This window comes from Kosakonia arachidis (genome assembly GCF_900116535.1).
Classification (GTDB): domain Bacteria; phylum Pseudomonadota; class Gammaproteobacteria; order Enterobacterales; family Enterobacteriaceae; genus Kosakonia; species Kosakonia arachidis.
On record NZ_FPAU01000003.1, the window covers coordinates 396,614 to 422,378 of the forward strand.

General features: G+C 52.6%; 23 protein-coding genes. 6 read left to right on the top strand and 17 right to left on the bottom strand.

From position 1 onward, the window contains the following. Nucleotides 1–28: 28 nt before the first annotated feature. Genes BM427_RS13550 through BM427_RS13575 form a run of 6 tightly spaced genes read right to left on the bottom strand, consistent with a single transcriptional unit; the run spans nucleotide 29 to nucleotide 7,775 of the window. Complete coding sequence (locus tag BM427_RS13550) at nucleotides 29–1,210, bottom strand: type III PLP-dependent enzyme (protein ID WP_090122283.1); 1,182 nt, start codon at nucleotides 1,208–1,210, stop codon at nucleotides 29–31. Next, nucleotides 1,207–2,964 carry an IucA/IucC family protein gene (locus tag BM427_RS13555; RefSeq protein ID WP_090122286.1) on the bottom strand — a complete coding sequence of 586 codons (1,758 nt, stop codon included), beginning with the start codon at nucleotides 2,962–2,964 and terminating at the stop codon, nucleotides 1,207–1,209. The genes BM427_RS13550 and BM427_RS13555 overlap by 4 nt, the downstream gene beginning before the upstream one ends. Next, nucleotides 2,939–4,096 (bottom strand): MFS transporter, encoded by a 1,158-nt coding sequence (locus BM427_RS13560; protein ID WP_090122289.1) that lies wholly within the window; start codon nucleotides 4,094–4,096, stop codon nucleotides 2,939–2,941. Before BM427_RS13560 ends, BM427_RS13555 begins: the two co-directional genes overlap by 26 nt. Next, complete coding sequence (locus tag BM427_RS13565) at nucleotides 4,096–5,808, bottom strand: IucA/IucC family protein (protein ID WP_090122291.1); 1,713 nt, start codon at nucleotides 5,806–5,808, stop codon at nucleotides 4,096–4,098. The genes BM427_RS13560 and BM427_RS13565 overlap by 1 nt, the downstream gene beginning before the upstream one ends. Further along, complete coding sequence (locus tag BM427_RS13570; protein ID WP_090122292.1) at nucleotides 5,808–6,974, bottom strand: ATP-grasp domain-containing protein; 1,167 nt, start codon at nucleotides 6,972–6,974, stop codon at nucleotides 5,808–5,810. The genes BM427_RS13565 and BM427_RS13570 overlap by 1 nt, the downstream gene beginning before the upstream one ends. A 12-nt stretch (nucleotides 6,975–6,986) precedes the next feature. After that, nucleotides 6,987–7,775: an HpcH/HpaI aldolase family protein gene (locus tag BM427_RS13575; RefSeq protein WP_090122293.1), complete on the bottom strand. Its 789-nt coding sequence runs from the start codon at nucleotides 7,773–7,775 to the stop codon at nucleotides 6,987–6,989. Nucleotides 7,776–8,047: 272 nt separating this feature from the next. On the opposite strand from BM427_RS13575, the gene BM427_RS13580 reads away from it, so the two are divergent. After that, on the top strand, nucleotides 8,048–9,166 hold the full coding sequence (locus tag BM427_RS13580; protein ID WP_090122295.1) for an ABC transporter substrate-binding protein: 1,119 nt from the start codon (nucleotides 8,048–8,050) through the stop codon (nucleotides 9,164–9,166). Between the two features lie 75 nt (nucleotides 9,167–9,241). Here the strand turns inward: BM427_RS13580 and BM427_RS13585 are convergent, their stop codons facing one another. Beyond that, nucleotides 9,242–11,308, bottom strand: coding sequence for a TonB-dependent receptor family protein (locus tag BM427_RS13585; protein WP_167518536.1), 2,067 nt, complete (start codon nucleotides 11,306–11,308; stop codon nucleotides 9,242–9,244). A 470-nt stretch (nucleotides 11,309–11,778) separates the two neighbouring features. Further along, nucleotides 11,779–12,660, bottom strand: coding sequence for a LysR substrate-binding domain-containing protein (locus tag BM427_RS13590; RefSeq protein WP_090122296.1), 882 nt, complete (start codon nucleotides 12,658–12,660; stop codon nucleotides 11,779–11,781). A 308-nt stretch (nucleotides 12,661–12,968) separates the two neighbouring features. Between BM427_RS13590 and BM427_RS13595 the strand changes: the two genes are divergently transcribed. After that, the gene (locus tag BM427_RS13595) at nucleotides 12,969–13,574 is read left to right on the top strand and encodes a glutathione S-transferase family protein (RefSeq protein ID WP_090122298.1); all 606 of its coding nucleotides are present in this window, start codon (nucleotides 12,969–12,971) and stop codon (nucleotides 13,572–13,574) included. 92 nt (nucleotides 13,575–13,666) lie between these two features. Here the strand turns inward: BM427_RS13595 and BM427_RS13600 are convergent, their stop codons facing one another. After that, the gene (locus BM427_RS13600) at nucleotides 13,667–14,446 is read right to left on the bottom strand and encodes an SDR family oxidoreductase (protein WP_090122299.1); all 780 of its coding nucleotides are present in this window, start codon (nucleotides 14,444–14,446) and stop codon (nucleotides 13,667–13,669) included. Further along, on the bottom strand, nucleotides 14,446–14,772 hold the full coding sequence (locus BM427_RS13605; protein WP_090122301.1) for a nuclear transport factor 2 family protein: 327 nt from the start codon (nucleotides 14,770–14,772) through the stop codon (nucleotides 14,446–14,448). Before BM427_RS13605 ends, BM427_RS13600 begins: the two co-directional genes overlap by 1 nt. 90 nt (nucleotides 14,773–14,862) lie before the next feature. On the opposite strand from BM427_RS13605, the gene BM427_RS13610 reads away from it, so the two are divergent. The 3 genes from BM427_RS13610 (at nucleotide 14,863) to BM427_RS13620 (ending at nucleotide 18,483) form a co-directional block, all read left to right on the top strand. Then, a complete protein-coding gene (locus tag BM427_RS13610) occupies nucleotides 14,863–15,189 on the top strand; it encodes a winged helix-turn-helix transcriptional regulator (RefSeq protein ID WP_090122302.1) in 327 nt (108 codons plus the stop codon). A gap of 557 nt (nucleotides 15,190–15,746) precedes the next feature. Then, entirely contained in the window at nucleotides 15,747–17,660 is a 1,914-nt protein-coding gene (locus BM427_RS13615) for a methyl-accepting chemotaxis protein (RefSeq protein WP_090122304.1), read from the top strand. 202 nt (nucleotides 17,661–17,862) lie between these two features. Continuing rightward, nucleotides 17,863–18,483, top strand: coding sequence for a DapH/DapD/GlmU-related protein (locus tag BM427_RS13620; RefSeq protein ID WP_090122306.1), 621 nt, complete (start codon nucleotides 17,863–17,865; stop codon nucleotides 18,481–18,483). Between the two features lie 624 nt (nucleotides 18,484–19,107). Here the strand turns inward: BM427_RS13620 and BM427_RS13625 are convergent. After that, nucleotides 19,108–19,656, bottom strand: a complete 549-nt coding sequence (locus BM427_RS13625; protein WP_090122307.1) for a flavodoxin family protein — start codon at nucleotides 19,654–19,656, stop codon at nucleotides 19,108–19,110. 53 nt (nucleotides 19,657–19,709) lie between these two features. Continuing rightward, complete coding sequence (locus BM427_RS13630; RefSeq protein ID WP_090122309.1) at nucleotides 19,710–20,141, bottom strand: DoxX family protein; 432 nt, start codon at nucleotides 20,139–20,141, stop codon at nucleotides 19,710–19,712. Between the two features lie 166 nt (nucleotides 20,142–20,307). On the opposite strand from BM427_RS13630, the gene BM427_RS13635 reads away from it, so the two are divergent. Further along, nucleotides 20,308–20,706, top strand: a complete 399-nt coding sequence (locus BM427_RS13635; protein ID WP_090122310.1) for a winged helix-turn-helix transcriptional regulator — start codon at nucleotides 20,308–20,310, stop codon at nucleotides 20,704–20,706. Between the two features lie 19 nt (nucleotides 20,707–20,725). On the opposite strand, the gene BM427_RS13640 is transcribed toward BM427_RS13635, so the two are convergent. The 5 genes from BM427_RS13640 to BM427_RS13660 all read right to left on the bottom strand — a co-directional run bounded on the left by BM427_RS13640 (nucleotide 20,726) and on the right by BM427_RS13660 (nucleotide 25,756). Beyond that, entirely contained in the window at nucleotides 20,726–21,736 is a 1,011-nt protein-coding gene (locus BM427_RS13640) for an alpha/beta hydrolase (protein WP_090122312.1), read from the bottom strand. 331 nt (nucleotides 21,737–22,067) lie between these two features. After that, nucleotides 22,068–22,313, bottom strand: coding sequence for a zinc ribbon domain-containing protein (locus BM427_RS13645; RefSeq protein ID WP_090122313.1), 246 nt, complete (start codon nucleotides 22,311–22,313; stop codon nucleotides 22,068–22,070). Nucleotides 22,314–22,538: 225 nt separating this feature from the next. Further along, entirely contained in the window at nucleotides 22,539–23,861 is a 1,323-nt protein-coding gene (locus BM427_RS13650) for an ABC transporter substrate-binding protein (RefSeq protein ID WP_090122315.1), read from the bottom strand. Next, complete coding sequence (locus tag BM427_RS13655) at nucleotides 23,854–24,927, bottom strand: ABC transporter ATP-binding protein (protein WP_090122316.1); 1,074 nt, start codon at nucleotides 24,925–24,927, stop codon at nucleotides 23,854–23,856. The genes BM427_RS13650 and BM427_RS13655 overlap by 8 nt, the downstream gene beginning before the upstream one ends. A gap of 4 nt (nucleotides 24,928–24,931) precedes the next feature. Next, complete coding sequence (locus BM427_RS13660; protein ID WP_090122317.1) at nucleotides 24,932–25,756, bottom strand: phosphodiesterase; 825 nt, start codon at nucleotides 25,754–25,756, stop codon at nucleotides 24,932–24,934. Between the last annotated feature and the right edge of the window lie 9 nt (nucleotides 25,757–25,765).

Below are 25,765 nucleotides of genomic sequence, written 5' to 3' on the forward strand. Positions count from 1 at the left end.
TGTAGTACCAGACGGTAAAACGTTTTCTTCAGTTTTCGAGCCAAATAAACTCGGGTGGAGAATGCATCAGGAAGTTCTGGTGCGATATGTTCCAGGCATAAGCGCCCGCGAGGCTGAACACCAGCCAGTCTCCTGGTGCCAGCGCGACAACGGGCTGCTGGCGCGCCAACACATCTTTGGGCGTACAGAGTTGCCCAACTAGCGTCACCTGTTCATCTTTTATCCATTCAGCGTTTTGTTCGCGTCGCAACAGGCTAAATGGGTGATTATGGCTTTGCGCGACAGGGGTGCGGAAATGGTGCGTTCCCCCGCGACCAATGGCAAACCATTCGCCGAGATTCTTTTTGATGTCCAGCACTTCCATGACGTAATAGCCGCAGGCTGCGGCAATGTAACGACCGCACTCAAAGCGCAGCGTCCAGCCTTGCGCCTGGCTGAATTGCGTCACGTCTGGCAGGCGCTGGCAAAAGCACGCCCAGTCAAAGTGATGTTGTGGTTCAAGGTAGTTAATACCGATACCGCCACCGACGTTAATTAAGTCAATATCCAGCGACCAGCGTTCGCACCAGCTGCGAACCTTGTCCAGATACAGACGGATCAACTGCAGATGGTTATCCACATCCAGTTGGTGAGACATCAGATGGAAGTGAAAACCGCGCAGATTGATGTGCGTCGAACGGGCGATTTCGCGTAATGCTGCGGGCAGGTCATGCTCATCGAGACCAAAAGGCGTCGGTTTGCCTCCCATCATCAGACGCGTACCCCCGATCCCCTCGAGCGCAATATTCATCCGCAACAGTACGGAGACGGTTCGATTCTCTTCAAGCGCGATAGCCTGCAAACGGCGTAGCTCGGTTAAACTCTCCACATGTATCACGTCCACGCCGAGTTGCACTGCCTGGCGCAGTTCACTTTGCAGCTTGCCGGGGCCGCCGAAAATCAGCGGCTTGCCAGCAGCCTGCTCACGTAACCAGTTGAGTTCGCCACCGGATGCCGCTTCAAAGCCATCGACATACTCGCATAATGTCCGGAGTATCGGGGCTTCCGGATTCGCTTTTGCGGCGTAAAATAGTTCACAACCCGCTGGCAATGCATGACACATGCTGTGAATGTGCTGGCGCAGTGCGACAAGATCATACACATAAGCGCAAAACGGCTCTGAGCGCTGTTGCTGCAACTGTTGCAGCTTCTCTCTGACTTTGGGCGTCATTGCGCACTCCTCATTGGGTGTTGCAGCAGGGTGTAATCCGCGTGCTTATCCGCTTTGCGCAGCAGGCGGGTTTTCAGATTGTTTTTGGACGGGATAGCGCCGCCCTCGAGGATTGCAGCGATTTCCGGCTGATGCTGCCAACGGCCAAGTTGCGCCGCCAGTAAATCCCACAATTGCTGCTCCAGTACCCGATCGTCATCGGCAAGGCGGAACAGCACTTCTGACAGGTGATTGATCAGCAGGCAATAGGCGACGCGACGCCAGCCCTGTTCTCGGCTGTACCAGACGGACTGTCTGGCACGCTCGGACATCATCGCCAGACTGGAGGCTGGCCAGCGCTCGGTGGTGAGTTTGGTCCCTTCCAGATCGCGTACCCACACTTGCGTCGGCAGGTGATTTTCAATGGATACCAGCACGTTTTGCAGGTGTGGCTCAAACACCATCCCGTCGGTGAAGAAAGCGTCCAGCACACCGGGGAGTAACACTGAGAGATAGCGGTCGAGCCACAGCAAATTCGCCTGTTGTCGGGAGAGTCCCTGCGCTGCGCTCAACTGCTGAATTTGCAGCTGAAGCGGACTGTGGCCCAGGTGGTCGAGCGCAAACAGCGATGCCGCCAGCCAGGGCTGTTGATCGGTGAGGTTCTCGCGATAAAGAATGCCGAAGCACTCTTGTAAATGGCGCACTTCTTCCGCGTCGTCTGCTTGCGCCAGAGCGGAGAAATCAAGGCTGGTGGCGGCCGGTTCGCGCATGATGTGAAAACCCGGTACCGTGCTTTCCAGACGCGCAAAACGATGTTCAAGTAGCGTATTCAGCGCCACTGCGCTTTCCAGTTCATACCAGGCATTCTTGCGGACACAGTTAGTGAGCCGCACATGAATGGAGCATTTCAGGTAATAAGGCAGATCGGCGCGATACAACGTACGCACCGATGATGTCGCCGCGAATTCGGCACCCGTCAGTCCCAGCGGTGTGATAAGCCCGCGGCTAACGGCACGCGTGTAAAGCGGCGACTGCATAATGTGGCGAACTTCCCATGGATGACAAGGATAGCAGTGCTCGCCATGGAGTTTATCCAGCATTGCCGTGACCTGCGCACTGCCCCGCAGCTGTAATAGCGAGGGATGAATGCGGAACCAGAACAGCGGGAAGCGCGCGGCGACTTCGGGCGAGCAGGCCAGTAATGCCTCTGGTGTCACACCCTGACGGCTTTTGGGGCTCGGATGCATCGGATGGCCCCAAAGGAGACACTCTTCGCTTTGAATGTAGCTATGCGCACCTGTCGGCGTTGGCAGATGCTGCAGAAAAGAGGCCGTAACCTGGACGCTGTTTTCAATCTGATCCAGCAGTTCTACATCGGGTAATTGTCCGGTCTGACGCACCATATCATTGACCAGCAGAGCCATTGCTTCGCTACAACGAACGGCCCGCCAGGGACGACCAAACTCTTTCACAAACGGGGTTCCAGTAAAGTCGCCGCGATCCAATAAACTCCAGCGGATAGCCCGGATGGCGAGTAACGTGCTGTCATCCGCTCCCATTTGCAGCAATATCACTTTGCCCGAAACCATACGGCTGGCCAGTGACAGCGGAATATTGCCCTGGCACACCTGTTTAACGCGTCCCGCAGGGCGGGCAAATTCGCGAATATAGCAGTTCAGCAGCGCCGTCAGTCCGGCAAATTCCGCCTGCTCCCTTTCCGGGGTAACTTTTACTGACTGCAGTGGGTTTTCACGAACGGCGAGTGATACGGACATAACCTGATCCTCGTAAAGGGGAAATAACAAAGAGTAAGACGGCGCCTGAAGCCGCCGCCGCTGAAGCCAGGAAAGGCGCCTGCAATGACACATGCGCAACCAACCAGCCCGCACCGATACCGGCAGCCACACCAGCCCACTTGCCAGCGGCATCGATCTGCCCGAACTGCTTTCCGGCGCTGTGATGGCGAATGGTGTCACTCAACATCTGATTGGCACCGCTGTAAGCCAGCAGCATGCCGCAACCAAACAGCGTGCGTGCCGCCAGCAGCGATGATGCCTCGACTAATTGGCTGTGCCACCATGCCGCCAGCGCAATCAGCACCATGCCTGGCACAAAATAAAGGCTGCGTCCCGCCAGGCGGTGCCAAAGTGGCAAAAGCAGCAGATAGATCAGATGTGGCCAGCTATAGAACATACCGATCAGCACTTCCGTAGGTAGCCAATGTGCGGCGTAGGGCAGGAAGTAGGGAAATGTCACCACCATGGCGAAGTTGAACAGGAATTGCATCGCCCACAGATAATGAAACGTGGATTTGATGCCATTGTTCTGCATGGCACGATGTGTCGGCTCAATGGCAGGATCGGCGGGTAGTCGCAGGCTGAGCAGCAAGCCACACAGCGATAACATAGCCAGCCCTAACCACAGACGCTGGCCAATATCGGGTCGCCACATCAGGACGCCGCCTATCAGCGGTGGTGCGCTCAGCAGCGCTAACCGGGCGGAAGATTGCGTCCAGTTAAGGGCTTTCGCCAGTTGTTCACCGCGCAGATGCAGGGAAAGATAGCCATTCGCCGCCGCCAGGGTTCCTCCCGCTATTCCCTGTAATGCGAGTGCGAGGATCAACCATGGCAATGAGGGCGAGACGCCAGCCAGTAAAAATGCGCATGTCAGCCCAAACAGTGCCCGCTGTAGCGACAACCGCCGCCCGTAGCGATCGGCAAACCGTCCCCACCACGCGGCAGAGATTGCTGTCATCACTGAAGGCAGGCTGAACAGTACGCCCGCCCACAGGCTGCGTTCAGCGATACCAAAGGAAACCAGCAGCCGTGGCAGATAGAGCGGTACGCCAAGCACGGTAAAAGCCGCCAGAAAGTGGCAGGCCAGAACCACCGGTAACGTACCGCGCATTAGCGTTTTTCCCTCAGCAGGAAATTAGGCCCACTTTGGCCATAGTACTTGTTGATATCTGCGGCACCGGACGCTTGTTTGCTCAACAGACTGCCGCTCAGCAACAGGTATTTCACTGGCTGCGTGGCGGAGGTAAACAGCTGCTGTCGTGCAAAGGCGGTATCGACGCCTTCACTCTCCAGATGCGCCAGACTCTGCTCAAGCGCATGTCGCAACGTTTGATAACCGGCTTCGCGATCGAGCAGTGCGCCTGCGGCCAGATTTTCCAGCACCGCCGCCATGCAGAGTTGCAGGGTGATGGTGATAAACATCTGTGCCAGCGCGGCTTCATCAGACACACAAATGCGCGGATCGCGCAGTGTCTTGAGGCGCTCTGCCAGTTGTGGGCAAGCGCGTTTAAAGCGTTCAGGCAGAATGCGCGCAGCATCGTTGTCTTTCATCACCAGTGTCAGGGCTTCATTTGGCGTAAAGCTCAGAACGGCATTCTGCTGATTAGATTCCAGGGCAATGCCGTAGCGTAACCACAGCGTCAGGTGAACATCCGCCATCAACTGGCAGTAATCACGCCACCAGTCCGCTACGTCTGGCATACCAGGTTGCGCGAGCAGAGAAGAGAGATAATAACGTCCGTCCGGCAGTTTGCTGCCAAGCGCCGCAACCGGTAACAGCGTTTCACCGATGCGTGGTGTTGCGTAGCGCCGTAGCAGAAAGGCCAACTGTTTATTCTCCGCAACATGGCCACAAAAACGCTCATCCACATGGCGATATTTGCCGCGCAGCAGGGTGTCCTGTTCCCCCAGGGTGGTCAGCACTTCAGCGAACCACTGGCCGTCATACAGCGTCGAGGGCTTGATCAGTCGGATATTTTTCTGTCCCAGTGTGCGCATGCTGAGGGGCACTTTGAGATGGTGATCCGGATAGTCTGCTAACTGCACGGTACGGACTGATAAGGTGGGGTAGACATCGAGCCAGGCATCAGGCGCGATGACTGCCCCCTCGGGAACATCCTGCAGTCGATTCAACGTAAGGGGATGCACAGGGATCAATTCATGCCGGGCGAATTGCTGCGCGTCCAGCCCCACCTGTGACGGCAATGGCCACCAGTCTGGTCTGGCTTCCGGTGCTGTAAGGGTCAATTGCTGGTGGGGTAAAGCCAGCCAGCGCAGACGAAACGGCTGACAAAATTCAGGCGCGTACTGGCGCAGGTCGGCTTCGCTAAAACCAAATTTAGCGCGCGCCGTAGGGTAGTAAGGATGATCGAGAAAGCTTGCCAGTTGATCGGCATGACGCAGGCGCTCACCCCAGTTCATCTCATTCGGTGAACGTAATAGTGATGCGTGCTGTTGTGCAAAAGCGATGGCGCAGAGTTCACCTTGCGCCACAGCGCTATCTGCTTCCTCTTTATAGGTTGCAAAGCGCTCTTGTGTTTCCTGGTGCTGATCCGGCATTAACGCCGCCAGCCAGTTAGCATAGCCCGACTGAGGGTGCCATTCTTGCGCGCTTTTAATCTGCCATTCAGGCGATACTGCCCGCCATGGCTGCATGTAATCACAGGCTTCAACCTTCAGACGTAATGTCTGACTGGCCGACTGCCAGGTGAGCCACTGGTGTTGAAGATCCTGTGTAATCTGCCCCTGGCTTATCAAACCACTGACATTTTCGCGCAGGCAGGCGTTTATGATACGCAGCGTAATGTAGTCATGCTGATTCATCAGACAATCTCCCACTTCAGCGCGGCGAGAGTGCGGTTAGTGAGCTGTTTTAGCTGCGCGTCATCGCTGGCTTCCAGGTACAACACGCCGAGGTAATCTTTATTGGAGTGGGTGAGATCAATACGATCGCCGGTGGATTTAAGCGGGCGGTAGTGCAGGCCCGGCGCGCTGAGCGGTTGAGGTGCGGTCTGCAATGTGCCACTGCGATCGGCGACGAGATAATGGATAAGCGCTTCACCCTGTTCCGGTTTGACCGGCGGCAGCGGTTCGCCAAGATGCAGGCGCAGGATCGGCGTGAACCACCCCGTCGGCAGCAGGCGGTCCAGCAGAAATTCGCGGCCATCGCCAATACTGCGGTAATTGATTTCAACTAATACCGGGCCATTATCGGTAACGATAAATTCGCTGTGGCAAGCGCCAAACCCCACGCCAAACTCACGCAACTGTGCCAGCGCCTGCTGCTTCCAGCGTGTGCTATGCTCACCGGCCCAACGCGCGCTCATCTCCACAAAGTGCGGCGGCGTGGAGAGTTCCACATCGAAACCGCCAATTGCCACCAGTTCATTGCCATCACCGAGGGTTTCCAGCGTAAACAATGGCCCTTGCATGAACGCTTCAACCAGCAATGTCTGGCGCACGGGCAGGGTGTCAAGATAGTGCTGGCAACGCGTGAGATCCTCAATAAGCCGCACATCCATAGACGCCACACCCTGGCCTGGCTTGATCACGACTGGCCACGGCCAGTCAGCGGCCGGTGAGGCATCGGGAAGGAGTTGAGAAGACCATACTGAAGGTTGCCCCAGGGCTTTCAGGCGCTGACGCATGCGCCACTTCTCTTTAGCGGCGTAGCAAATTTGCCAGTTCTTGGCGGGCAGGCCAAGTGCAGTAGCGGCAATAGCGGTTGCCGTTTGCAAGTGATCGCTATTGGAGAATAGCGCAGCTGGCGTGATACCCCATTCGGTGAGCGTGTCGAGGATCGACAGTGGGTTAAATACTTCACATTCGATCACCGTAACGCTGTCATCCAGCTTGCTGTTATGCGCCATCGCGTGATCGGTAAGCAGGATCACCGGATAGCCCAGTCGTTGTGCTGCGGGAATAAAACCTTCTGTTACGGCCGCGTTAACAACGTGACTGATGATCACATAGGGCTTTTGGTTGAACATGTGTATACCTGTTTAGGTGTTGAGGAGGAAAGGTGAGAGAGACTGAACGTCAGTAAGCCGTTGCTTTAGCGCCCGGAACAAAAAACCGCGATCTTCGCCGCACAGCCAGCTGTCCACGCCCTGGCTTTGCCAGTATTGCTGCTGCTCTGCGGTGCGGGGATTGGCGCAAAAAGGTTTCCCTGCGGCTGCGCAACGTGCAGCCAGATGGCGAATATGCGCTTCAACCTCAGGATGCGTAGGCTGCGGGCCAAGTTGCATACTCATTGCCAGGTCAAGTGCACCTTCCATAACCATCGTGACCTGAGGGATAAGCAATAGGGTGTCAATGGCCTCAATGCCTGCCGGCGTTTCAATCATGGGGACCAGCCATAACTTCTCATTGACCTGGCGGATATAATCACCCAGGGGTAACGTACCAAAGCCAGTTACACTGCCGCCGGTGATACCGCGTGTTCCAATGGGGGGAAAGAACATCGAATTTTTCAGGGTGTTAACCTGTTCCGCACTCTCTGCTCGTGACAGCACAATCCCTCCTGCTCCCATATCAAGCAGGCGTCCGGCACGCGGAATATCGTCACAGGTGAGGCGTATCAATGGGGTACAGTGATTGAGTTGCGCCAGTTGAATACAGTGGCTAAGAAGCGTTTCGTTATGGGGAAGATGTTCCAGATCGAGTATCACGAAGTCATACCCGGCAATGGCAATCATCTCAACAAGAGTTGGGTGGGGAACGGAGTTCAGAATGCCAAATAGCCCATTGCTGGACTTGCGGCGTTCCCCTGGTAGTGCAAGCGAGATCATATAACCAATCCATGTTGTTAATGCTTATCATTCACATTATCATTACTAATGGACTGGTGCTTTTCAAAATATTTAAACAAGATCGTTAAATAAATTCACTAAGTGATCGTTACCACTTCGAAGTGATCGGATTGCAATTTTGGAATAAGCTTATGATATATATGTAATAATTTATAAAAAGCTGTTTGGGTTTGCCATGTCGATGGCAGCAAAAATAAAAAAACACTTATGTGTGGTTTAGTCAGCGGAAGCTCAGTAAGGAAATGACCAACATGAAAAGCCAGTGGCTTATGATCCTATTTACCGTTTTAGTGTGGTCGTGGGGGGCTCAGGCACAATCGGTTACCGTGACCGATCTTGCCGGTCGCCACGTCACGCTTAACGCACCCGCAACACGCATTATTCTCGCTGACAGCCGAATGTTGTTACCGATGAGCCTGCTGCATCCTGGCGATGCGCTCAAAGGGATTGTCGGATGGGATGATTCGCTGCAAACCCGGGCACCGGATATGGGGCGTTACTTTACCCGGCATTATCCTGCGCTGCCTTCTATACCGGTATTTATTAACCCATACCGTAGCAGCTTTAACGTTGAACAAGCCGCGATGCTTAAACCGGATCTGATTGTTTTCGATACGGGGATCCTGAAGAAGCTCGAAAGTGAAGGGACGCTGGCATTGCTGGAGAAAAGCGGTATTCCGGTGGTGTTTATCGATTTTCGCCAGCTGCCCTTAACCCATACACCGCAGAGTATGCTGCTATTGGGCGAGGTGACCGGCGAACAGCAGAATGCCGGGCGCTTCATTCAGCGTTGGGATCAATTGTTAGAGCGTACCCGCCAGCGTGTAGCAACAATTCCCAGGGAAACGTGGCCGGGCGTTGTATTTGAAAACCATGCTGGCATGACGGGCATGAACTGTTGTACCGTCTTTGGCCGCGACAGTTTTGGCCAGTTCATTCCTGAAGCCGGTGGCCGCAATCTGATGGCGGACAAAGTTCCTCCTCAGGGGGCCGACATTAGCGCCGAATTGCTGATTGCGGTGCGCCCCGACGTCTATTTAATGAGTGGTGCCGACTGGAGCCAGCGCGGGAGTGCTTCGCTGGCCGTGCCGCTGGGATATGAAGCTAGCCGCGCCAGTACCTTACCGAAGCTGCAGAAACTGATGCAGCGAGAAGGTGTGAGTGTATTGCCCGTCGCGAAGGGAAAGCAGGTAATGGCTATCTATCACCAATTTTACGACAGCCCGTTCAATGTTGTAGCACTGGAAGCCATGGCCAAACTCTTCCATCCTCAGCAGTTTAGCGATGTTGATCCTCAGGTCGATTTAGCATCGTTGTACCGCGACTTTGTCGGTATTCCTTATAGCGGATTGTTTTACGTCCAGCCTTAATGAAATAAGCCCGTTCACCTGAGTGGCCGGGCTTATTTTCGCTATTTTTTTGCGATTTTTTTGCTGTTTTTTCTATCAGAACTTCAGGCTAACGCCTGCGGTGACAGAACGTCCCGGCGCTGGCTGACGTCCCCACGGGCTGGTATCAATACCGCGGAACCAGTAGTCGCGATTAAAGATATTATTAATTCCGACATAGCCGTTCAGCACGGTACTGCCTGACTTAAACAGATCGCGGCTCACTTGAGCATTCCATACCCAGTAAGACGGCATTTCACCTAAGGAGCCGGTGCTGTTCTCCGAAACCGTATTGGCCGTATCCGTAAAGGATTTACTGAAGTAGTAGCCCGCCAGAGAGAAGGTGGTTTCACGCCATTCATAGCTACCATCCATCGTCAGCTGTGTGCGCGAGGCATACGGCACTTCTTTGCCACGGTTAACGCCGTTACGCTGTTCCGCCTGCAACCAGGCATAGCCTGCATGTAATTTCAGACCCGCAATGGCTTTCGGGCTCCAGAACCCTTCCAGCTCAATGCCCTGATGGCGGGTACGTCCGATGTTGAGATAGCTATCAGATACGCTGTCGTAGGAGATCTGATCTTTATAGTCGATGCGATACAGACCGGCGTGGAGGCTGACATCCTCGGTGGGTTTGTAACGAACGCCACTCTCGTAGTTCCACGCTAGCTCAGAGCTGACGTCGCCGCCTTTCACAATTTGCGTAGCCTGTGCCGGACGCAGGCTTTTCTGCATGTCCGCGTACAGGAACCACTGCGGAGTAAGCTGGTAGCCTACCGTCAGGCCGGGTAGCCACTGCGTGTCCGGTGTAGAGGTTCGTTTGCCAGTTTGTTTATCGGTGTATTTTTCGCTGATGTTCTCATAGCGCATCCCTGGGGTAATGGTCAGCGAGTCATCGAACAGTTTGACGGCATCACTGATATAACCTGCCCAGGCATTATTATCAAAGTCCCAGTCACGCGTTACCGTTGTCACACCTGTTGCCAGGGTGCGCTGACGTACCTGGTAATCGATTTTTTCACTCACAAAGCGTCCACCGACAATCCATTGCTGGTTCACATTGTCGCCGTTGATATCCATGCTGATACGCGGTTCAGTTCCCCAGACTTTGAAATTGCGCGGCGAGTTTTGCACGATATCGGCAGGTAAGGCAGGGTTAAAGCTTTGCCCGGCGACTTTACTCATGCCGACGTGGAAATCACGATCCGAGTCATGACCAAAGAACATCCAGTTAAATTCTGCGTTATCAATAAAACCCAGTGAACCGAGTTGTCGGTTATAGACTGCGCTATAACGCTTGGTATGACCGTCGTAATCATCCCATGGACGGGTGCTTTGACGGCGATCGCGGTTATAGTCTGCGGTCGAAAGGGCACCCGCCAGATCGGCGTGAGCATCGTAGTATTGGTAGGAGAGATTTAAGGTTGTGTCTTCGTCGATGTTCCACAGGCCGCGGATGCGGAAGTTCTCAACTTTGTTGTCGCTATGCTCACGGAACGAGCTACCTTTCACCTGGTTAGCTTCAACCTGCAGCCCGAAGTTATCATTCAGCATGCCGCCGGTGCGAAGATAGGTATCCCAAAGATTGTGTCCTTTACCGTAAAACGTAGCACGCTCGGCAATCTCATTTTCCCATTTCAGCGGAATGGGCTTACTGATCAGATTGATAACGCCGCCAACGTTATTCGGGCCATACTGTACTGCTGCGCCACCGCGAACCACGTCAATACGATCAATGGTTGAAAATGTTACCGGAAACAGCGACATTCCTTCCTGACCGTAAGGTGCCAGCACCAGCGGAATACCGTCCTCAAGGATTTGTGCGCGGCCGCTACGGCTGTCGTACAAGCCACGGACCGCAATCTGTGGGAGCACGCCTGTACCGGTTTCATCCTGAATCTTGACCCCCGGTACACGCTGTAACGCATCATCAAGGGTCCTGTTAGCCCCTTTTTCCAGTTGATCGTTGCTGATAACGGTGCGGCTCCCGGCCCAGGTTTTCACTTCTTCTGCGCGTGAATCACCAAGAATGTTCCCTGATACCGTTATCGTTTGTTCGGCTGCATAACTGCATTTACCGGCTATGAGCATAGCCACTGCTGCGGCAATCTTTGTGCGTCTCATCGTCAACCCTGAATAGTGAGTATTTATGGTAATGATTCTGATAAACATTATCATTAGCAAACAAAACTTAATATTCATGAATTGAACGTAAATCTATGTCAAGGCCATAATCGGGGGATTTTTTCGGGATAAAAGGTGAAAAGGCACAAGTGAAAGAGTGCTGAAACCCAGAGAATGCGCGGGATGCAAGGCGGTAAGCGTAACAAAAATGTCTGTCCGTCATTAGCGTTCGAATTTTATGACGATCATATTTAATTTTTTTGAATAAGTTGCTGTCTCAACGTAACGTTTATCGCCATTGCCACGATAGAAGAGGGAGTTGTCCTGACGCAGATGCAACCTTTGCAAGGAACGTTTATAAGAGAGTGAAGGTCGTTAAGGTTCTCCCATTCCCGGCCGTCACGGATGCCAAGAATAGTGGCGGTTATTTTTGATTCGCGCGCATAACCGCTTCTGTTTATTCCCGACGATTATTTCTCTCTCCAGCCTATTTCTTCCTCCAGCCAGGCGATAAAAAGAGCGACTTCCGGCTTTTTTTCTGCCAGTGGAGATGTCACAAGCCAGTAATGCCATGGATAAGGCGCTGTGACCGGGGTTATTTGGACTAACTCTCCCCGTAAGATAGACCCCTCAACCAGAGAACGACGCTCCAGAGCAATACCGGTTCCGTGTCGTACGGCTTCGATGACCAGGTTTGAATCGTTAATGCGTAACCCAGCAGGCAGGATCTCTTTCTCCAGCCCTGCATTGAGGCACCAGGTTTTCCACGACTCCATCGAAAAAATAATGTTGCTCTTTGCCACCTCTTCTGGCGTACCAGGTAACTTGCCATTGTTATAACCGGGTGCGGCGACGACAATCAGCTCATCCGAAAAAAGATAGCGGCTTTCCATTCCCTCCCAGTCACCCTGACCCATACGAATCGCAATATCGATGCTTTCCTGTTGCAGGTTGGTCACCGTCAGGCTGGCCTGAAGACGTAACGAGATATGGGGAAATTTCTCGCGAAACCGGGAAAGGCGAGGCAATAACCAGTGACAGCCAAAAGACGGCAGCGTCGCCAGTGTCAGTTCCGTTGCTCGCGGTTTCACCTGCACCAGCCGGGTGGCGTCTGATATATGGTTCAATGCTTCGCGTATTTGCAAAGCATAGAGCCTGCCTTCTTCATTAATCTGTATCCCGCGCCCGCGACGGGTAAATAGCTTTACGCCTACCATGCCCTCCAGGGTTTTAATGTGCTGGCTAATAGCAGAATGCGTCATGTTCATCTCTTTCGCGGCCAACGTGACGCTGCCAAGCCGTGCAACAGCTTCGAGACTTCGCAGAGTGGTGATAGGTGGGTAATCCGACATAGGGCATTTTTCTTAACGTTGTTTAATACGTTAACGTTACTACCCTATAAACATTTTTTAAATCTGGATTTAATGACGGCGTAAAATAACTATATGATTTAAAAATGATTAATTTTTATTCTTATCTTATCATCCGGAGAAAACGGATTAACATGTTAGAAAGACTAACATCTGAGGTAAGGAATCCATGATATTCGCCCCTGCAGATTTACGCTAACGTGTGCCTGCCTGCTTTGCCGAATCGCCTGATGCACAGGTGTGACAGGTAATCGATTAACGACAGTTATGTAGCACGAACAGGAATAACGATGAAACTGATTGGTATGATGGATTCGCCTTACGTAAGGCGTGTTGCGATCTCCCTGGAACTTTATGGCATCGAATTCAACAGTATGCCGCTCTCGGTATTTAGCACATTTGAAGAATTTTCACGGATTAACCCGGTAGTTAAAGCCCCGACGGTCATTCTGGATAGCGGTTTGCAGTTGATGGACTCAACGCTCATTCTTGATTATTTTGAAGCGCTGTCCGGAGTAAATCACAAACTTTTACCCGACAATACCGACGCTCTGGCAAAAGATCTGCAAATTTTGGGCGTTATTCTCGCCGCCTGCGAAAAGGCGGTGCAAAATATTTATGAGCACAATCTCCGACCAGAAGAAAAACAACATCAGCCGTGGATTGAACGAATTACCCGGCAACTGCTGGCGGCATGCCGGGAATGGGATACGCTGCTTGCAGGCCGTGCCATAGCGCCTCGCCCTGATCAGATCGCGGTAACCAGTACGGTGGTATGGTCATTTATTCAGTTCATGATCCCGACGGTGGTAGCGGCAGATAATTTTAAAAACATTCAGTCGATGGCTGGATCCTGTGAAGCCCTGCCAGCGTTTAAAAAATATCCCTTACGTTAAACGCGATACTATGCGTGGGGATGACGGTCACCCGATGTCGAGAAGTGAGCGATCTCAATCGGCTCACATTATGCGCCCATTGAGAGACAGGATCACACCGTCGGGATGGTGCCGCCATCGATGACATATTCGGTACCGGTGATGGCGGCAGCATGAGATGAGGCGAGGAAAGCAATGAGATTCGCCACTTCAATGGGCTTTGACGGACGCCCCAGAGGAATACCACCGAGTGCATTCATAATGATCTGCTTACCGCCTTCATAATCCGTTCCAGCCTGCTGCGCCAGTCGACCAGCCAACGCCACCGCCGCTTCGGTTTCGATCCAGCCTGGCGCAACGCGCACTACCCGAACGCCCTTAGGCGAAACTTCTTTCGACAGACTTTTGCTGTATGCCGACAGCGCCGCTTTGGCCGCCGCGTAGCCGGTGGTCGATTCCGGTAACGGTAGTTTACTCTGGATAGAGGTGACGTGAATGATCACGCCGCGACGCTGTGCCAGCATCCCAGGCAACAACGCACGATCTAAGCGTACCGCTGGCAACAGATTAAGGTTGAGTTCTTGTTGCCATTCTTCTTCACCCAGCGCGGCAAAACCCCCGGCAGGTGCGCCAGAACCGCCCAGCACATGGATAATGGCATCGACACCGCCCATCTGCGCCTGAACAGCTTCCGCTATTGATGCACACCCTTCGGCGGTGGTCAGATCTGCCGCTACAAAGATGTCTGCGATACATTCCGCGGGCGCGTGGCGCGCGGTGGTTAACACCCTTGCGCCACGTTGTTTTAATAACCCGACGACGGCTTTACCAACCCCTTTGGTGCCTGCGGTTACCAGCACGCGTGTATTCTTGAAATCAAACTCCCAAGACATTAGAAAATCTCCAGTGTGTTGATCTTGTCGTCAGCCAGGACGAAAGTATGCTTAAGCACGACCGGGCTGCCGGGAAAATTACCGGCGACGTTCGACGTGACCGTCAGCCGATCGCCGTCGATAAGCATCTGAACCGGCTCTACGCTGTACTCAAATGCGGCCTGCGCGGCACGTTGCCATGCCTCGATCGCCGCATGTCCCTGATGGGTTTTACCTTCGTCTGTCACGATGGCGTCTGCGGTAAAACAGTGTTTAACATGGGCGATATCGGCACCATTGCTGATCGCGAAATAGGTAGAAATAGCGTGCGGTAGTGATAATGACATGGCTTTATACTCACGTAATTCACAGTACGGGAATTTTTAACATAGACTGTGTAATTGACAAGTACGCACAAAAAAGTGAGTGACTATATTATGAGTAAGTTATATAGCCCGGAATCTGCCGCAAGCGGCGTGGAGCAAGTTCTGCGTTTGCTGGAAGGCCGCTGGAAATTAATTATTCTTTTTCATCTTTTCGACGGAAAGGTGCAGCGCTATTCCGATTTTGAAAAACTGATACCGGCTATTTCGCAGAAGATGTTGGCACAGCAATTACGACAGCTTGAAGCCGATGGGATCGTGTCGCGAACGGTCTATCCCCAGGTGCCGCCAAAAGTGGAGTATCGGCTCACTGAATGGGGGCAAGCACTGTGCCCTGCTCTCGATGCCATGCTGAAGTGGGCGGAAAAACGCGAGGTTTAGGTATTCGCAGAACCGTTTTGTTACTGAGCGAAAATGACGGATACCTGCTTTTCGCTCCTTTCTGGCATGATGCATGTTGCCGATGGTGAGTGCTGAAAAACATGTCTGGGGTATGTCCCGGCAGAATAAATAGTCAGGCAGGTCAGCCTATTATCGTAAACAGAAACCACTAAAAGTGCGAAATGATAATTAATAACTTTTAAATCCACCACTCTACCCTATTACTCAGATAGTGAAGATATATTCATATTTTTACGCCATAGCAATTATTGTCAGGAAATAAATAACTTTGCGAGATCATGATTATCACGATAAACAAATATATGTAGACTGGCCCACATTATTTTTTGCAACGTTATTCATTTTGTTGGGATATATTTTTCTTGGATCTCTTTTTCCATTTTTTTATTAAAAGAAATTGCGCAATTGACGATAAGTAAGTGGATAGCTAACTTCTCCTGAGTTCTAAAAGGATGTGGATAAACCTGTAGCCAGAGACGAAGTAAAAAAATGAAACCCTCTTTTGAAAATTAAGAAAGATTACTGAGGATGCATCCATGTCAAAGTTATTACCGTCAATAAAAAATCTGCCTGTGGCTGTTAAGTTGTTTGGCGGCTTTTCCGTTTTAATCGTTATTATTGTGCTGTCTTCTCTCGTCAGCATTCAACAGTCTGCCAATATCCGTGACCATGCCTTAAAAGGCCAATTAATCAATGACATCAGCGCGGAACTTAATACTGCACGGCGTAACCGTTTAACTTATCAACTAAGCCATGATGAAAAATCCCTTCAGGGGAATAAAGACGCCATTGCAAAGATGGATCAAAAAGCCGTTGCTGGCCTCGACTTTACCTGGGATAACGAAGCCCGTATTTTGTTTGAAGAATTGCGCAGCACTATTCCTGACTATGCCAGCCACCGCGACACGTTCGTGAAACTGGAACAAGTCACTGTCGAGAAAGCGCAGGGATTGACATCCGCCGAGATGAAAACCCAGTTGGATAAATTCAGTGGTCGCTTAGAGCAGCAGGAGAATACGTCAAAAGATGAGTTAGCGTTACTCAATCGCCTCAATGATATGTGGACACTCGCTTATGAAATCCAGTCATCCGCGGGTAAGCAGGGGATAGATGCGTTTAAGACACAATTTGATGCCGTGTCGAAGATCGTCCACGCAGACAATCTGAGCCTTAATGCGGAAGACAAACAGCTGGCTCAGGCATTTCTTAACGGTATGCAGGATAACGTCGCCTCCTATGTTAATGCACTGAGTGAATCACAAAAAGCCGCGACAGACCTCACCAGCGTCGCAGAGAAAATCAATACGGTCACGACAGATTTGGTGACAGGCCAGACCCAGAAAAATATCGACATTATTCAGCGTGTAATGATCATCATGGGCATCGTTGCCGCTTGCGCCGTGCTGACGGGGTTACTGGTCGCCTGGCTGCTGACCAGGCAGATGACGCGCCAGATAAAACACAATTTGACGCTGGCAGAACGTATTGCTGAGGGTGACCTGACGGCCGTCATTGAACCACAGTCAACGGATGAACTTGGCCGCCTGACGCTGGCAATGGGCGTGATGAACGACAGGCTTCGTGACATGATCACCCAAATTAAGGAGTCGGTAATTCATGTGGCGAGTGCCTCGTCGGACATTTCGGCAGGCAACACTGACCTGGCTTCCCGCACGGAAGAACAGTCTGCTGCGGTGGTTGAAACGGCGGCAAGCATGGAAGAGTTGACCTCAACGGTTAAGCGCAATGCAGACAATGCGCGTGAAGCCAGCCAGCTCGCTGGGGTGGCGGCAGAGCACGCGCGTTCCGGTGGGAAAATTGTCTGGGATGTCGTCAGCACAATGGAAACCATCACAGAAAGCTCTAACAAGATCACGGATATTATCAGCGTAATAAATGGTATTTCTTTCCAGACCAATATCCTTGCCCTTAACGCGGCTGTTGAGGCGGCACGCGCAGGTGAACAGGGGCGCGGATTTGCGGTAGTCGCCGGTGAAGTCAGAAGCCTGGCCCAACGCAGCGCTAACGCCGCCAAGGAGATCGAGGGGCTGATAAAAGAGTCCGTGCAACGCGTGATGACCGGTTCCGAGATGGCGAATAAAGCCGGCTCGACCATGGAGCAGATTGTCTCCTCAGTCACCAACGTGAGTGGGATCATGAATGAAATTTCAAGCGCCTCAGAGGAGCAGAGCAGAGGTATTGATCAGATTGGTAAAGCCGTAACGGAGCTGGATTCAACAACCCAGCAGAATGCTGCGCTGGTTCAGGAGTCGTCTGCGGCGTCGTTATCACTGGAACAACAGGCGGAACAGCTCACGCAACTGGTTTCCGTCTTCAAACTGAACTCAGAGACGGCGAAGCCGAAATATGCACCATCAGCGGCTCGTGGCAAGCTTAACCTGAGGCCGGCCGCGTCAACAAGCCACGGGGCTGACTGGGAATCGTTCTGATACGTGCCCCCTCAAAAAAGTGCCCTCCCGATGAGTGAGGGCACTGTTTAAAGCGCAACGCTATGTTCTGCCGAATATTGCCCCTGTAGCGCATGATTTTTATCTCTGTTCGTCCTGCGGCTTAGCACATCAGGCCGCAGTGGCGTCATTTTCCCTACACAGAAGCGTTATACAGTGGCGCAACTGAGGAGAGGGAATCACGATGAAACATGTCAAATTAGCGGAAACCTGGATCGATCCGGGTGTGCGTATGCGCGAGAGTAAAGTAGGTCAGCAATGTGAAGTGCTGGCCAATAGCCTGATGGAATACAGTACGTTAGGCGATTTTTCCTATGTCGGTGAATATTGCACCATTGCCGATGCTGAGATAGGGAAATTTGTCGCAATTGCTAATAATGTGCGTATTGGCGCACCCAATCATCCGATGGCCCGGCCATCCCAGCACCGAATCACCTATTGCCCGGAGTACTATTCCGCCAGCGCGGTACGCGATCATGACTTTTTTACTCAGCGGCGTGGCGATCGCGTCGTCATCGGCAATGATGTCTGGATCGGGCATGCTGCTATTGTGCTGCCCGGCGTGACAGTCGGAGATGGCGCTGTCATTGCGGCTGGGGCCGTGGTCAGTAAAGATGTGGCACCTTACTCTATTGTTGGCGGCGTTCCGGCAAAGGTTATTCGTTTGCGCTTCGCCCCGCATATTGGCCAGCAGTTACAACAGATCGCCTGGTGGGAGTGGCCGCTGGAGACCATCATCGAACGGCTGAGCGATTTTCAGGATGAGAATATAGACGCGTTTTGCGAAAAGTGGGGACGCCAGTAAGCCGCGTTCAGCGCGTTTTCGCATAGGAGAAAGCGATGATTGCCTCGCCCGATGGTTTTGGTTTTAGTGTTGGTTTTGAAGTGCCATACATTATCGTCGAAATAAAAAATCTTCCGACCAGCATCGTTAATTTTTTTGTGCATCCCGAAAGTTAGAGCCTAATGGGATAGGCTATAAGCGCTCCCGGCCAGAACCGGGAGCGCCGTTTTCACGCTTTGATCGATTTACCCGGCGCCTCCAGCCATAACCCTTTCATCACCACCGCCGGGGTATAAACGTTATCCCTGTAACGCCCGCATAACCTGATCGGTACCAAGGAAAATTAATATCTTACAGTGTCTTCGATACAGGAATCTGATGACGCTTTCGGTTTTTTTGCATAAGACAAATACTTCATTATTTTTAAATAACAAGCTATTAAAATAGTACGGATGATATTTAATTTTTATCTGTTTTGAGTATGGGGCCGAGACCGTAACGGATAATCAAATTTCATCGATTATAAGCGGGATGTGTGGTGTCTATTCGCCGCGAGGGAATGCGTTTTTTCTGGATGGTGTTGAAAACTTTGCGCTCTGAAGCCCGAAATAAAAAAGCCGGGTTTCCCCGGCTCTGACATACAACTTAATTAAAGCGGCGCGCTACATCTGCCACGCGCTGGCCGAATTTCACTGCGGTATCCAGATCGCCGGAAGCGATTTTATCGGCACCGGCATCGGACGGCGATTGCACCAGCAGGCCAACAGAACCGCCGAGGTTGTTGATATCTTCGCGGGTTGCAGCAAGGGTGTTCGACGGCAGCAGGCCCAGGCTCACCCAGATGCCGCCATGCTGTGATGCCAGCGTTTGCAGGTATTGCAGCGAAACCTGTTTGTCACCGTTCAGGCTGGCGCTGTTGCTGAAACCGGCAAATATTTTGTCCTGCCAGGCGCGGGTAAACCACGGTTTGGAGCTGGCATCAGCGAATTTCTTAAACTGCCATGGCACGCCGCCCATATACGTCGGGGCACCAAAAATAATGGCTTTGGCGTCGTTCAGTAATTGCCAGTCGCTTTCCTGAATATCACCGTTATTATCCACAGCGATCAGTGTTGCATTTGCGCCTTCGGCGACTTTCTCGGCAACTGCTTTAGTGTGCCCGTAACCGGAATAGTAAACCACAACAATAGACATAATTTTCTCCTATCGAAGAGAGGTAACGTTTAAATGAGTTTTTACGATCACCATTATTTTCCTGTTCCGGGAAACAGGGTGTATTTTCCTGCACCCAGAAACATAATGCATAATCCGCCGAGGAAATAGAGTGCTTCATTTTCCAGACCCCATGCGCCGACGTTGGTCAGGGTAAAAAATTTCCCCATGCCGACCAGTAAGGTGGCAACCAGAATATTAAACGCGTAAATAAATGCTGCCTGGCGCGTGAACAGGCCAATAATAATCATTATCGGTGTAATGATTTCACCAACAAATACACCGTAAGCGATAAAGCCCGGTAAACCCTGCGCGATCAGCATGCCGGAAATCCAGCCTACGCCATGCTGTATTTTGGCTACACCGTGGAACAGTATCAGTACGCCAAATGTCAGGCGCAGCAACAGCTTGCCAAACTCCGGGTGCGTGGTAAGACTGAGAAATGCGTTGTTCAGCCGACTAATCATCCTTTAAACCCTTCCAATATCCACAGGAGAACTTTTGCCATTTCTGGCACCTTAGTATCAAATAGAAACTTAGCATGAGTTATACACATTCCGCTTCGGTTGCGGAAGAGGGTACCCAAAGGGCACTACGTTTCCTCAAGGAAACCTACCACGAGAATTTGTCGTTATGATTAAGCCGTCCATTCCTTACGATATTTATGATAACTGCTGCCCAACGCGCGATATGCTGTCAAGGCTGGCGGACAAGTGGGTCTTGCTGGTGCTGGCGCGTCTGGAAAATGGGCCAGTGCGTTTTAATGGCCTGAAACGGGATATCCGCATGATCACGCAAAAGGTTTTAACCCAGACGCTGCGCAAACTGGAGCGCGACGGTATTATCGCCCGTCATGTGTTTTATACCGTGCCGGTGTCTGTGGAGTACAGCCTGACGCCTCTGGGACGCACGCTGACGGAAACCGTCTCAGTGCTGGCGCACTGGGTAGAAAAAAATATGGATGCTGTGTTGGCGGCGCAGACCGCGTATGACGAGGCGAATGTGCTCAAAATGAAAGAACCCACCGCATAGGATGGGTTCCCGGGAGCGCTTATTTCAGGTGGACGCGCAGTTCATTGGCTGCCTCAGAAAGCGCGGTGCGAACAGTTGGCTCTTCGCTCAGCGCATTCAGCAGACCGTAGTCGTGGATCATGCCGTTATAGCGGGTGACGGTAACCGGCACGCCAGCGGCATCCAGTTTGCGGCCAAAGGCTTCACCTTCATCGCGCAGCACATCCAGCTCAGCGGTCTGGATAAGCGTAGGCGGCAAGCCTTTAAGTTGCTCGCTGCTTGCTTCCAGCGGTGAAGCCAGAATATTGCGGCGATCGCTCTCTTTGGTGGTGTAGTTATCCCAGAACCATTTCATCATGTTTTTGCTCAGGAAATAACCGTTCGAGAACTGGTTATAGGAACCGGTATCAAAGTGTGCGTCGGTGACCGGCCAGAACATCACCTGGTAGCGAATCGCTGGCGTGTGGTGCTCTTTGGCCTGAAGTGCCACCGCCGCCACCATATTGCCGCCGACGCTGTTACCCGCCAGTGCCAGACGAGAACCATCCACACCTATCTCTTTGCCATGTTCGGCGACCCAGCGCGTGGCTTCATACGCCTGATTAATGGCGACCGGGAAGTGTGCTTCCGGTGACGGTGTGTAATTCACAAATACGGCGGCAGCGCCAGATTCGTTCACCAGATCGCGGACAAAACGTTCATGGGTTGGATAATCACCCAGCACCCAACCGCCGCCGTGAAAGAACATAAACACCGGCAGCGTACCGGTTGCGCCCTGTGGTTTGACGACAGTCAGCGTCAGCGGTTTACCGTTCACGGTTATGGTTTTTTCCGTGACATCTGCGGCGGGCAATTTGGCACCTTTCTGTGCGCCGATCAGCACCTGGCGAGCATCCGGCACTGAGAGTTGTTCGATAGGTTTTCCGCCGCTGCTGTTCAGCACCGAAAGGAATTTCGCTACACCGGTAGTCGGCGTGGGCGCATCGGTGGCCCAGGCAGTGGATACGCTGGCGGCGGTTAAACTCATGGCAATCAGTAATGAACGGGACATTCTTATCTCCTTTGCGATTATATCGTGCGCTACTTAAATGGTTATGAAAGCGCGGTTGTGTTTGTATCTGGGGAGGAATTTAAATAGTGCGCTATTTAATTGCAAGTTATTTTTTGGCAGTAAAAGATATTATCTTCTTAATCTTTGAATATTAATGTTTTTTATTTTTACTTTTTTTATGGCTACTGGCTATATCACGCTTTCCGGCGTGTTGTTGGTGTGTGGCGCAGAAGCCGCGTCCCAGCTTCCGGGCGCGGCATGGTGTTTTTTATGCTGCTGGGACTGGGACTGCTGTTTTTCACCCCGGATTGACGCCACCAGGCTAATAACTTCAGGCTTTGTCTGCCCACGCAGGCATTGATGTCAGATAGCGGATGGCACGTTTACGCGCCTCTTCGTTGCCCACTTGCTGCCATGAATCGAGGTATTGCGCGAGGCCGGAAACGGCTTCATCCCAGGATTTCAGATTGCCCTCGCTGTCGGTACAGTACGCACAATATTTGTCGCTGGCACCACGGGCATCTGGCGTAGAGAGCGGCATTCCGCAGGAGTGGCAGTGCTGTTCGGTGTAAGACATGGTGCGCTCCTTGTTATAGGGGTGAGTAATAAATATACAGCCCAGGCAACAAAGGAAATCTCTGGCAGATCAATAAACCCTACTTTCACAATCGCTATTTGTGGGGGCTGCTTATTCGTTACTCAGGGCGCTGTCAGCTAACACACCGTATTCGTTATCAGGTTAGTAAGCGCTTACGGGTGGGGCGAGGGAAAATCTCCCCGCATCCCTGCGGGGCACAACATCTTATTTCACCGCTTGCAGCGCGGTTTTTTCCACATAGGGTTTCATCAGCGTATCGGCTTCTTTCTGCGCCGCTTCTGCGGCCGCCTCCGGGGTAACTTTCTCATCGTTCACCACGGCCGCCAGCTGATTTTCCATCGCTTTACGCACGGCAACCGTTTCGTAAGTGGAATACCACGGATGCGCGTATTTCAACTGCTCCAGCGCGATGGCGGCGCGTGGATCCTGCTTCAAATACGCTTTCATTTCCGGCGTATCATAGGCCGCCTTGCGCGGTGAGAAGTAACCGGTGAAGCGGCTCCATGCACCATTCACTTCCGGGCTGACGAGATAAGTCAGGAACTGATACGCCGCTTTTTTCTGCGCATCGCTAATACCTTTAAAACTCACCAGGCTGGCACCGCCAATCGGCACGGCACGTTGTTCCTGGGCAGGCATCATTGCCACGCCCAGCTCGAAATCTTTCGTGTTTTCACGCATAAAGCCCAGCGCGCCGGTACTCAGCATCGCCATGCCCAGTTTGCCGGAGAAGAACGCGGCGCTGATCTGCTTCGAGTTCAGCACGCCGGACGGCATCACTTTGTCCTTGTAGATCATATCCTGCCAGAAACGCAGTGCGCCGATAGTGGTGGGCGCGTTGTAATAGACTTCGCCAGGATAGTTTTCGTTGAAGTAGTTACCACCGTTGGCGCGCACCAGCGAGGAGAAGATCCAGCCGCCGTAATCGTCGTTGGTGGAAGGCAGCATAATGCCCCACTGGCCTTTGCTCTGGTCAGTCAGTTTTTTTGCGTCCTCCAGCAACTCTTTCCAGTTCTGCGGCGGCTGTTTAATGCCCGCCTGGTCGAACATCGTTTTGTTGTAATAGAGGATTGGCGTCGAGTTGTGGAACGGAATGGCGTAGGTCACACCCATCACTTGCGCATTTTTACGCATTGCAGGCCAGAATTCGTTTTGCAGGAAATCACCTGCTTTTTTGTCGCCGTACTTGAACAGCTCGTCCATCGGCAGGATTTCATCTTTCAGTGCCAAATCGGTCGTAAAGTTGGCAGACATGATCACCAGTGCAGGCGGTTCGCCTGCTTTCTGTGCCGATTCAGCTTTCATTTTCGTGGTGTCGTAGCTGCCGGTAAAAATCCCGCGCACTTCCACCTCTTTTTGTGAATCGTTAAAGGCTTTGATGACGCGCGTCATTTCCATGGTCAGTTTGCCGTCCACCGGGGCCGGAAACATGAAATCAATCTTCTCCTGAGCCAGTGCAGTACCGCTTATTACAAAGCTTATACAGTAAGCAAGCGCTCGCAATGTTTTTGGCAGAGGCTTATGCATGATCGTTCTCCTGGTGTAAGTTAAGCAAGGTTTGCGCATCAAAAAGATGACAATCAAGGGGTGAGAAACCGACGCTGAGTGTGTCCCCTTTGTTGGGTACATCGCCCCGGTGTCGGCGGATATAACGTAGGTTGCCAATGGGGGTGCTGACGTGAAGCTGATAATCCGCACCCATCAGTTCCCGCTGTATGACGGTAGCTGGCAGCACCAACTGGCCCGCTTCCGGCGTATCGGTGATGTGCTCCGGGCGAATGCCGAGCCACACTTGTGACGCGGCGGAAGCATGCTCAGGCAGGGGCAGGCGTTGCTCATCCAGTCGTACCTCGCCATTTGCGCAGGAAAGCGACAGCAGGTTCATGGCCGGGGAGCCGATAAACCCGGCAACAAATAGATTTGCCGGATGCGCATACAAATGTTCCGGGCGGCCAACTTGCTGCACATGGCCGCCATTCATCACCACAATGCGGTCGGCCATCGACATCGCTTCGGTCTGGTCGTGCGTCACATAAATGGTGCTGGTCTTCAACTGCTGGTGCATCGCCATAATGCTGTCGCGCACTTCGGTACGCAGGCGCGCATCAAGGTTAGAGAGCGGTTCATCCATTAAGAACAGTTTCGGGTTACGCACGATGGCGCGCGCCATTGCTACGCGCTGGCGCTGGCCACCGGAGAGTTTGGCGGGTTTTCGCTCCAGTAATGCATCGAGTTGCAACATCTGCGCCACGTGATCGAGGCGCGGCTGCCAGCTGGCTTTCTCTTCGTTACGCACTTTCATGCCGAAGGTGATGTTGTCACGCACGGACAAGTGTGGAAACAGCGCATAGTTCTGGAAGATCATCGCGAAGTTACGCTCGCGCGGCGAGCGGGTTGTGATGTCATCATTATCGAGCCAGATGGCACCGTCGCTGACATTCTCCAGCCCGGCAATCAGCCGCAGCAGCGTACTTTTGCCGCAGCCGGACGGGCCAACCAGCACCACAAATTCGCCATCGTGAATATCCAGCGACAGCGCGCTGAGCGCCGCTTTGCCATCAAACTGCTTGCTTACATTGTTCAGTCTTAACATGGGATTAGCGCTCGTCCACCGGGCAACTGATGTTTTCGTCATACAGCCACGGGCCCGCGTAATGCGACAGCGAGTGCAGGTAACTCACCCACTGATCGCCAATCTGGCGGTGCATCAGGCACGATGGCGGCGACATGTCGTAGTACGGGCGGGTATCTTCGTGGCAATACGGTACCTGATGCACGGTGGCCGGGATCGTGGCAATCGTTGCCTGGCGATATTGCGTCATGGTCAGGCTGTGGTTATGGCCGCAGAAAATGCGCGTCAGCGACGGGAAGCGCTCAACCAGTTTCAGCAACAGATGGCCATTTTCACAGGCGATGCGGTCCATCTGCGCGTTGCCCAGTGGCAGCGGCGGATGGTGCATAAACACCGCAGTTGGTTTGTCTTTGCTGGCGCTCAGTTGCGCTTCCAGCCAGTGCAGGGTGTCGTTCGTCAGCCAGCCTTTTGATTCTCCGGCGAGGCTGGAATCGATAAACAGCAGACGTGTCGCGAAATCATCAATCGCATAACGTATGTTCTGCGGATCGCTGCCGAGATGTGGGCACAGCGGGTGCAGATATTCCAGAAAGTGTGCTTTATCGTCGTGGTTCCCTGGAATGACAAACAGCGGGTAATCCAGAGCACCGAGGATCTGGCGTGCCACGCGGTACTCTTCCGGGCGGCCGCAGTTGACAATATCCCCGCTCACCACCACCGCATCCGGGCGTTCGCGCAGGGCATTAAGCTGAGACACGACGTCGGCATTCCCGGCGTTGATATCAATAAAACCGTACAGCTTCTCGTTCTGGCTGCGAAAATGGGTGTCGGAAATTTGGGCTAAAAACATAACTACACT

Bases quoted from the DNA above. Each gene is read 5' to 3' on its own strand.
- BM427_RS13625 (WP_090122307.1), bottom strand. From the start codon at position 19,656: ATGTCTATTGTTGTGGTTTACTATTCCGGTTACGGGCACACTAAAGCA.
- BM427_RS13550 (WP_090122283.1), bottom strand. From the start codon at position 1,210: ATGACGCCCAAAGTCAGAGAGAAGCTGCAACAGTTGCAGCAACAGCGC.
- BM427_RS13645 (WP_090122313.1), bottom strand. From the start codon at position 22,313: ATGTCTTACACCGAACAGCACTGCCACTCCTGCGGAATGCCGCTCTCT.
- BM427_RS13600 (WP_090122299.1), bottom strand. From the start codon at position 14,446: ATGTCTTGGGAGTTTGATTTCAAGAATACACGCGTGCTGGTAACCGCA.
- BM427_RS13650 (WP_090122315.1), bottom strand. From the start codon at position 23,861: ATGCATAAGCCTCTGCCAAAAACATTGCGAGCGCTTGCTTACTGTATA.
- BM427_RS13585 (WP_167518536.1), bottom strand. From the start codon at position 11,308: ATGAGACGCACAAAGATTGCCGCAGCAGTGGCTATGCTCATAGCCGGT.
- BM427_RS13635 (WP_090122310.1), top strand. From the start codon at position 20,308: ATGATTAAGCCGTCCATTCCTTACGATATTTATGATAACTGCTGCCCA.
- BM427_RS13565 (WP_090122291.1), bottom strand. From the start codon at position 5,808: ATGAATCAGCATGACTACATTACGCTGCGTATCATAAACGCCTGCCTG.
- BM427_RS13660 (WP_090122317.1), bottom strand. From the start codon at position 25,756: ATGTTTTTAGCCCAAATTTCCGACACCCATTTTCGCAGCCAGAACGAG.
- BM427_RS13610 (WP_090122302.1), top strand. From the start codon at position 14,863: ATGAGTAAGTTATATAGCCCGGAATCTGCCGCAAGCGGCGTGGAGCAA.
- BM427_RS13590 (WP_090122296.1), bottom strand. From the start codon at position 12,660: ATGTCGGATTACCCACCTATCACCACTCTGCGAAGTCTCGAAGCTGTT.
- BM427_RS13655 (WP_090122316.1), bottom strand. From the start codon at position 24,927: ATGTTAAGACTGAACAATGTAAGCAAGCAGTTTGATGGCAAAGCGGCG.
- BM427_RS13620 (WP_090122306.1), top strand. From the start codon at position 17,863: ATGAAACATGTCAAATTAGCGGAAACCTGGATCGATCCGGGTGTGCGT.
- BM427_RS13640 (WP_090122312.1), bottom strand. From the start codon at position 21,736: ATGTCCCGTTCATTACTGATTGCCATGAGTTTAACCGCCGCCAGCGTA.
- BM427_RS13595 (WP_090122298.1), top strand. From the start codon at position 12,969: ATGAAACTGATTGGTATGATGGATTCGCCTTACGTAAGGCGTGTTGCG.
- BM427_RS13605 (WP_090122301.1), bottom strand. From the start codon at position 14,772: ATGTCATTATCACTACCGCACGCTATTTCTACCTATTTCGCGATCAGC.
- BM427_RS13555 (WP_090122286.1), bottom strand. From the start codon at position 2,964: ATGTCCGTATCACTCGCCGTTCGTGAAAACCCACTGCAGTCAGTAAAA.
- BM427_RS13570 (WP_090122292.1), bottom strand. From the start codon at position 6,974: ATGTTCAACCAAAAGCCCTATGTGATCATCAGTCACGTTGTTAACGCG.
- BM427_RS13580 (WP_090122295.1), top strand. From the start codon at position 8,048: ATGAAAAGCCAGTGGCTTATGATCCTATTTACCGTTTTAGTGTGGTCG.
- BM427_RS13615 (WP_090122304.1), top strand. From the start codon at position 15,747: ATGTCAAAGTTATTACCGTCAATAAAAAATCTGCCTGTGGCTGTTAAG.
- BM427_RS13630 (WP_090122309.1), bottom strand. From the start codon at position 20,141: ATGATTAGTCGGCTGAACAACGCATTTCTCAGTCTTACCACGCACCCG.
- BM427_RS13560 (WP_090122289.1), bottom strand. From the start codon at position 4,096: ATGCGCGGTACGTTACCGGTGGTTCTGGCCTGCCACTTTCTGGCGGCT.
- BM427_RS13575 (WP_090122293.1), bottom strand. From the start codon at position 7,775: ATGATCTCGCTTGCACTACCAGGGGAACGCCGCAAGTCCAGCAATGGG.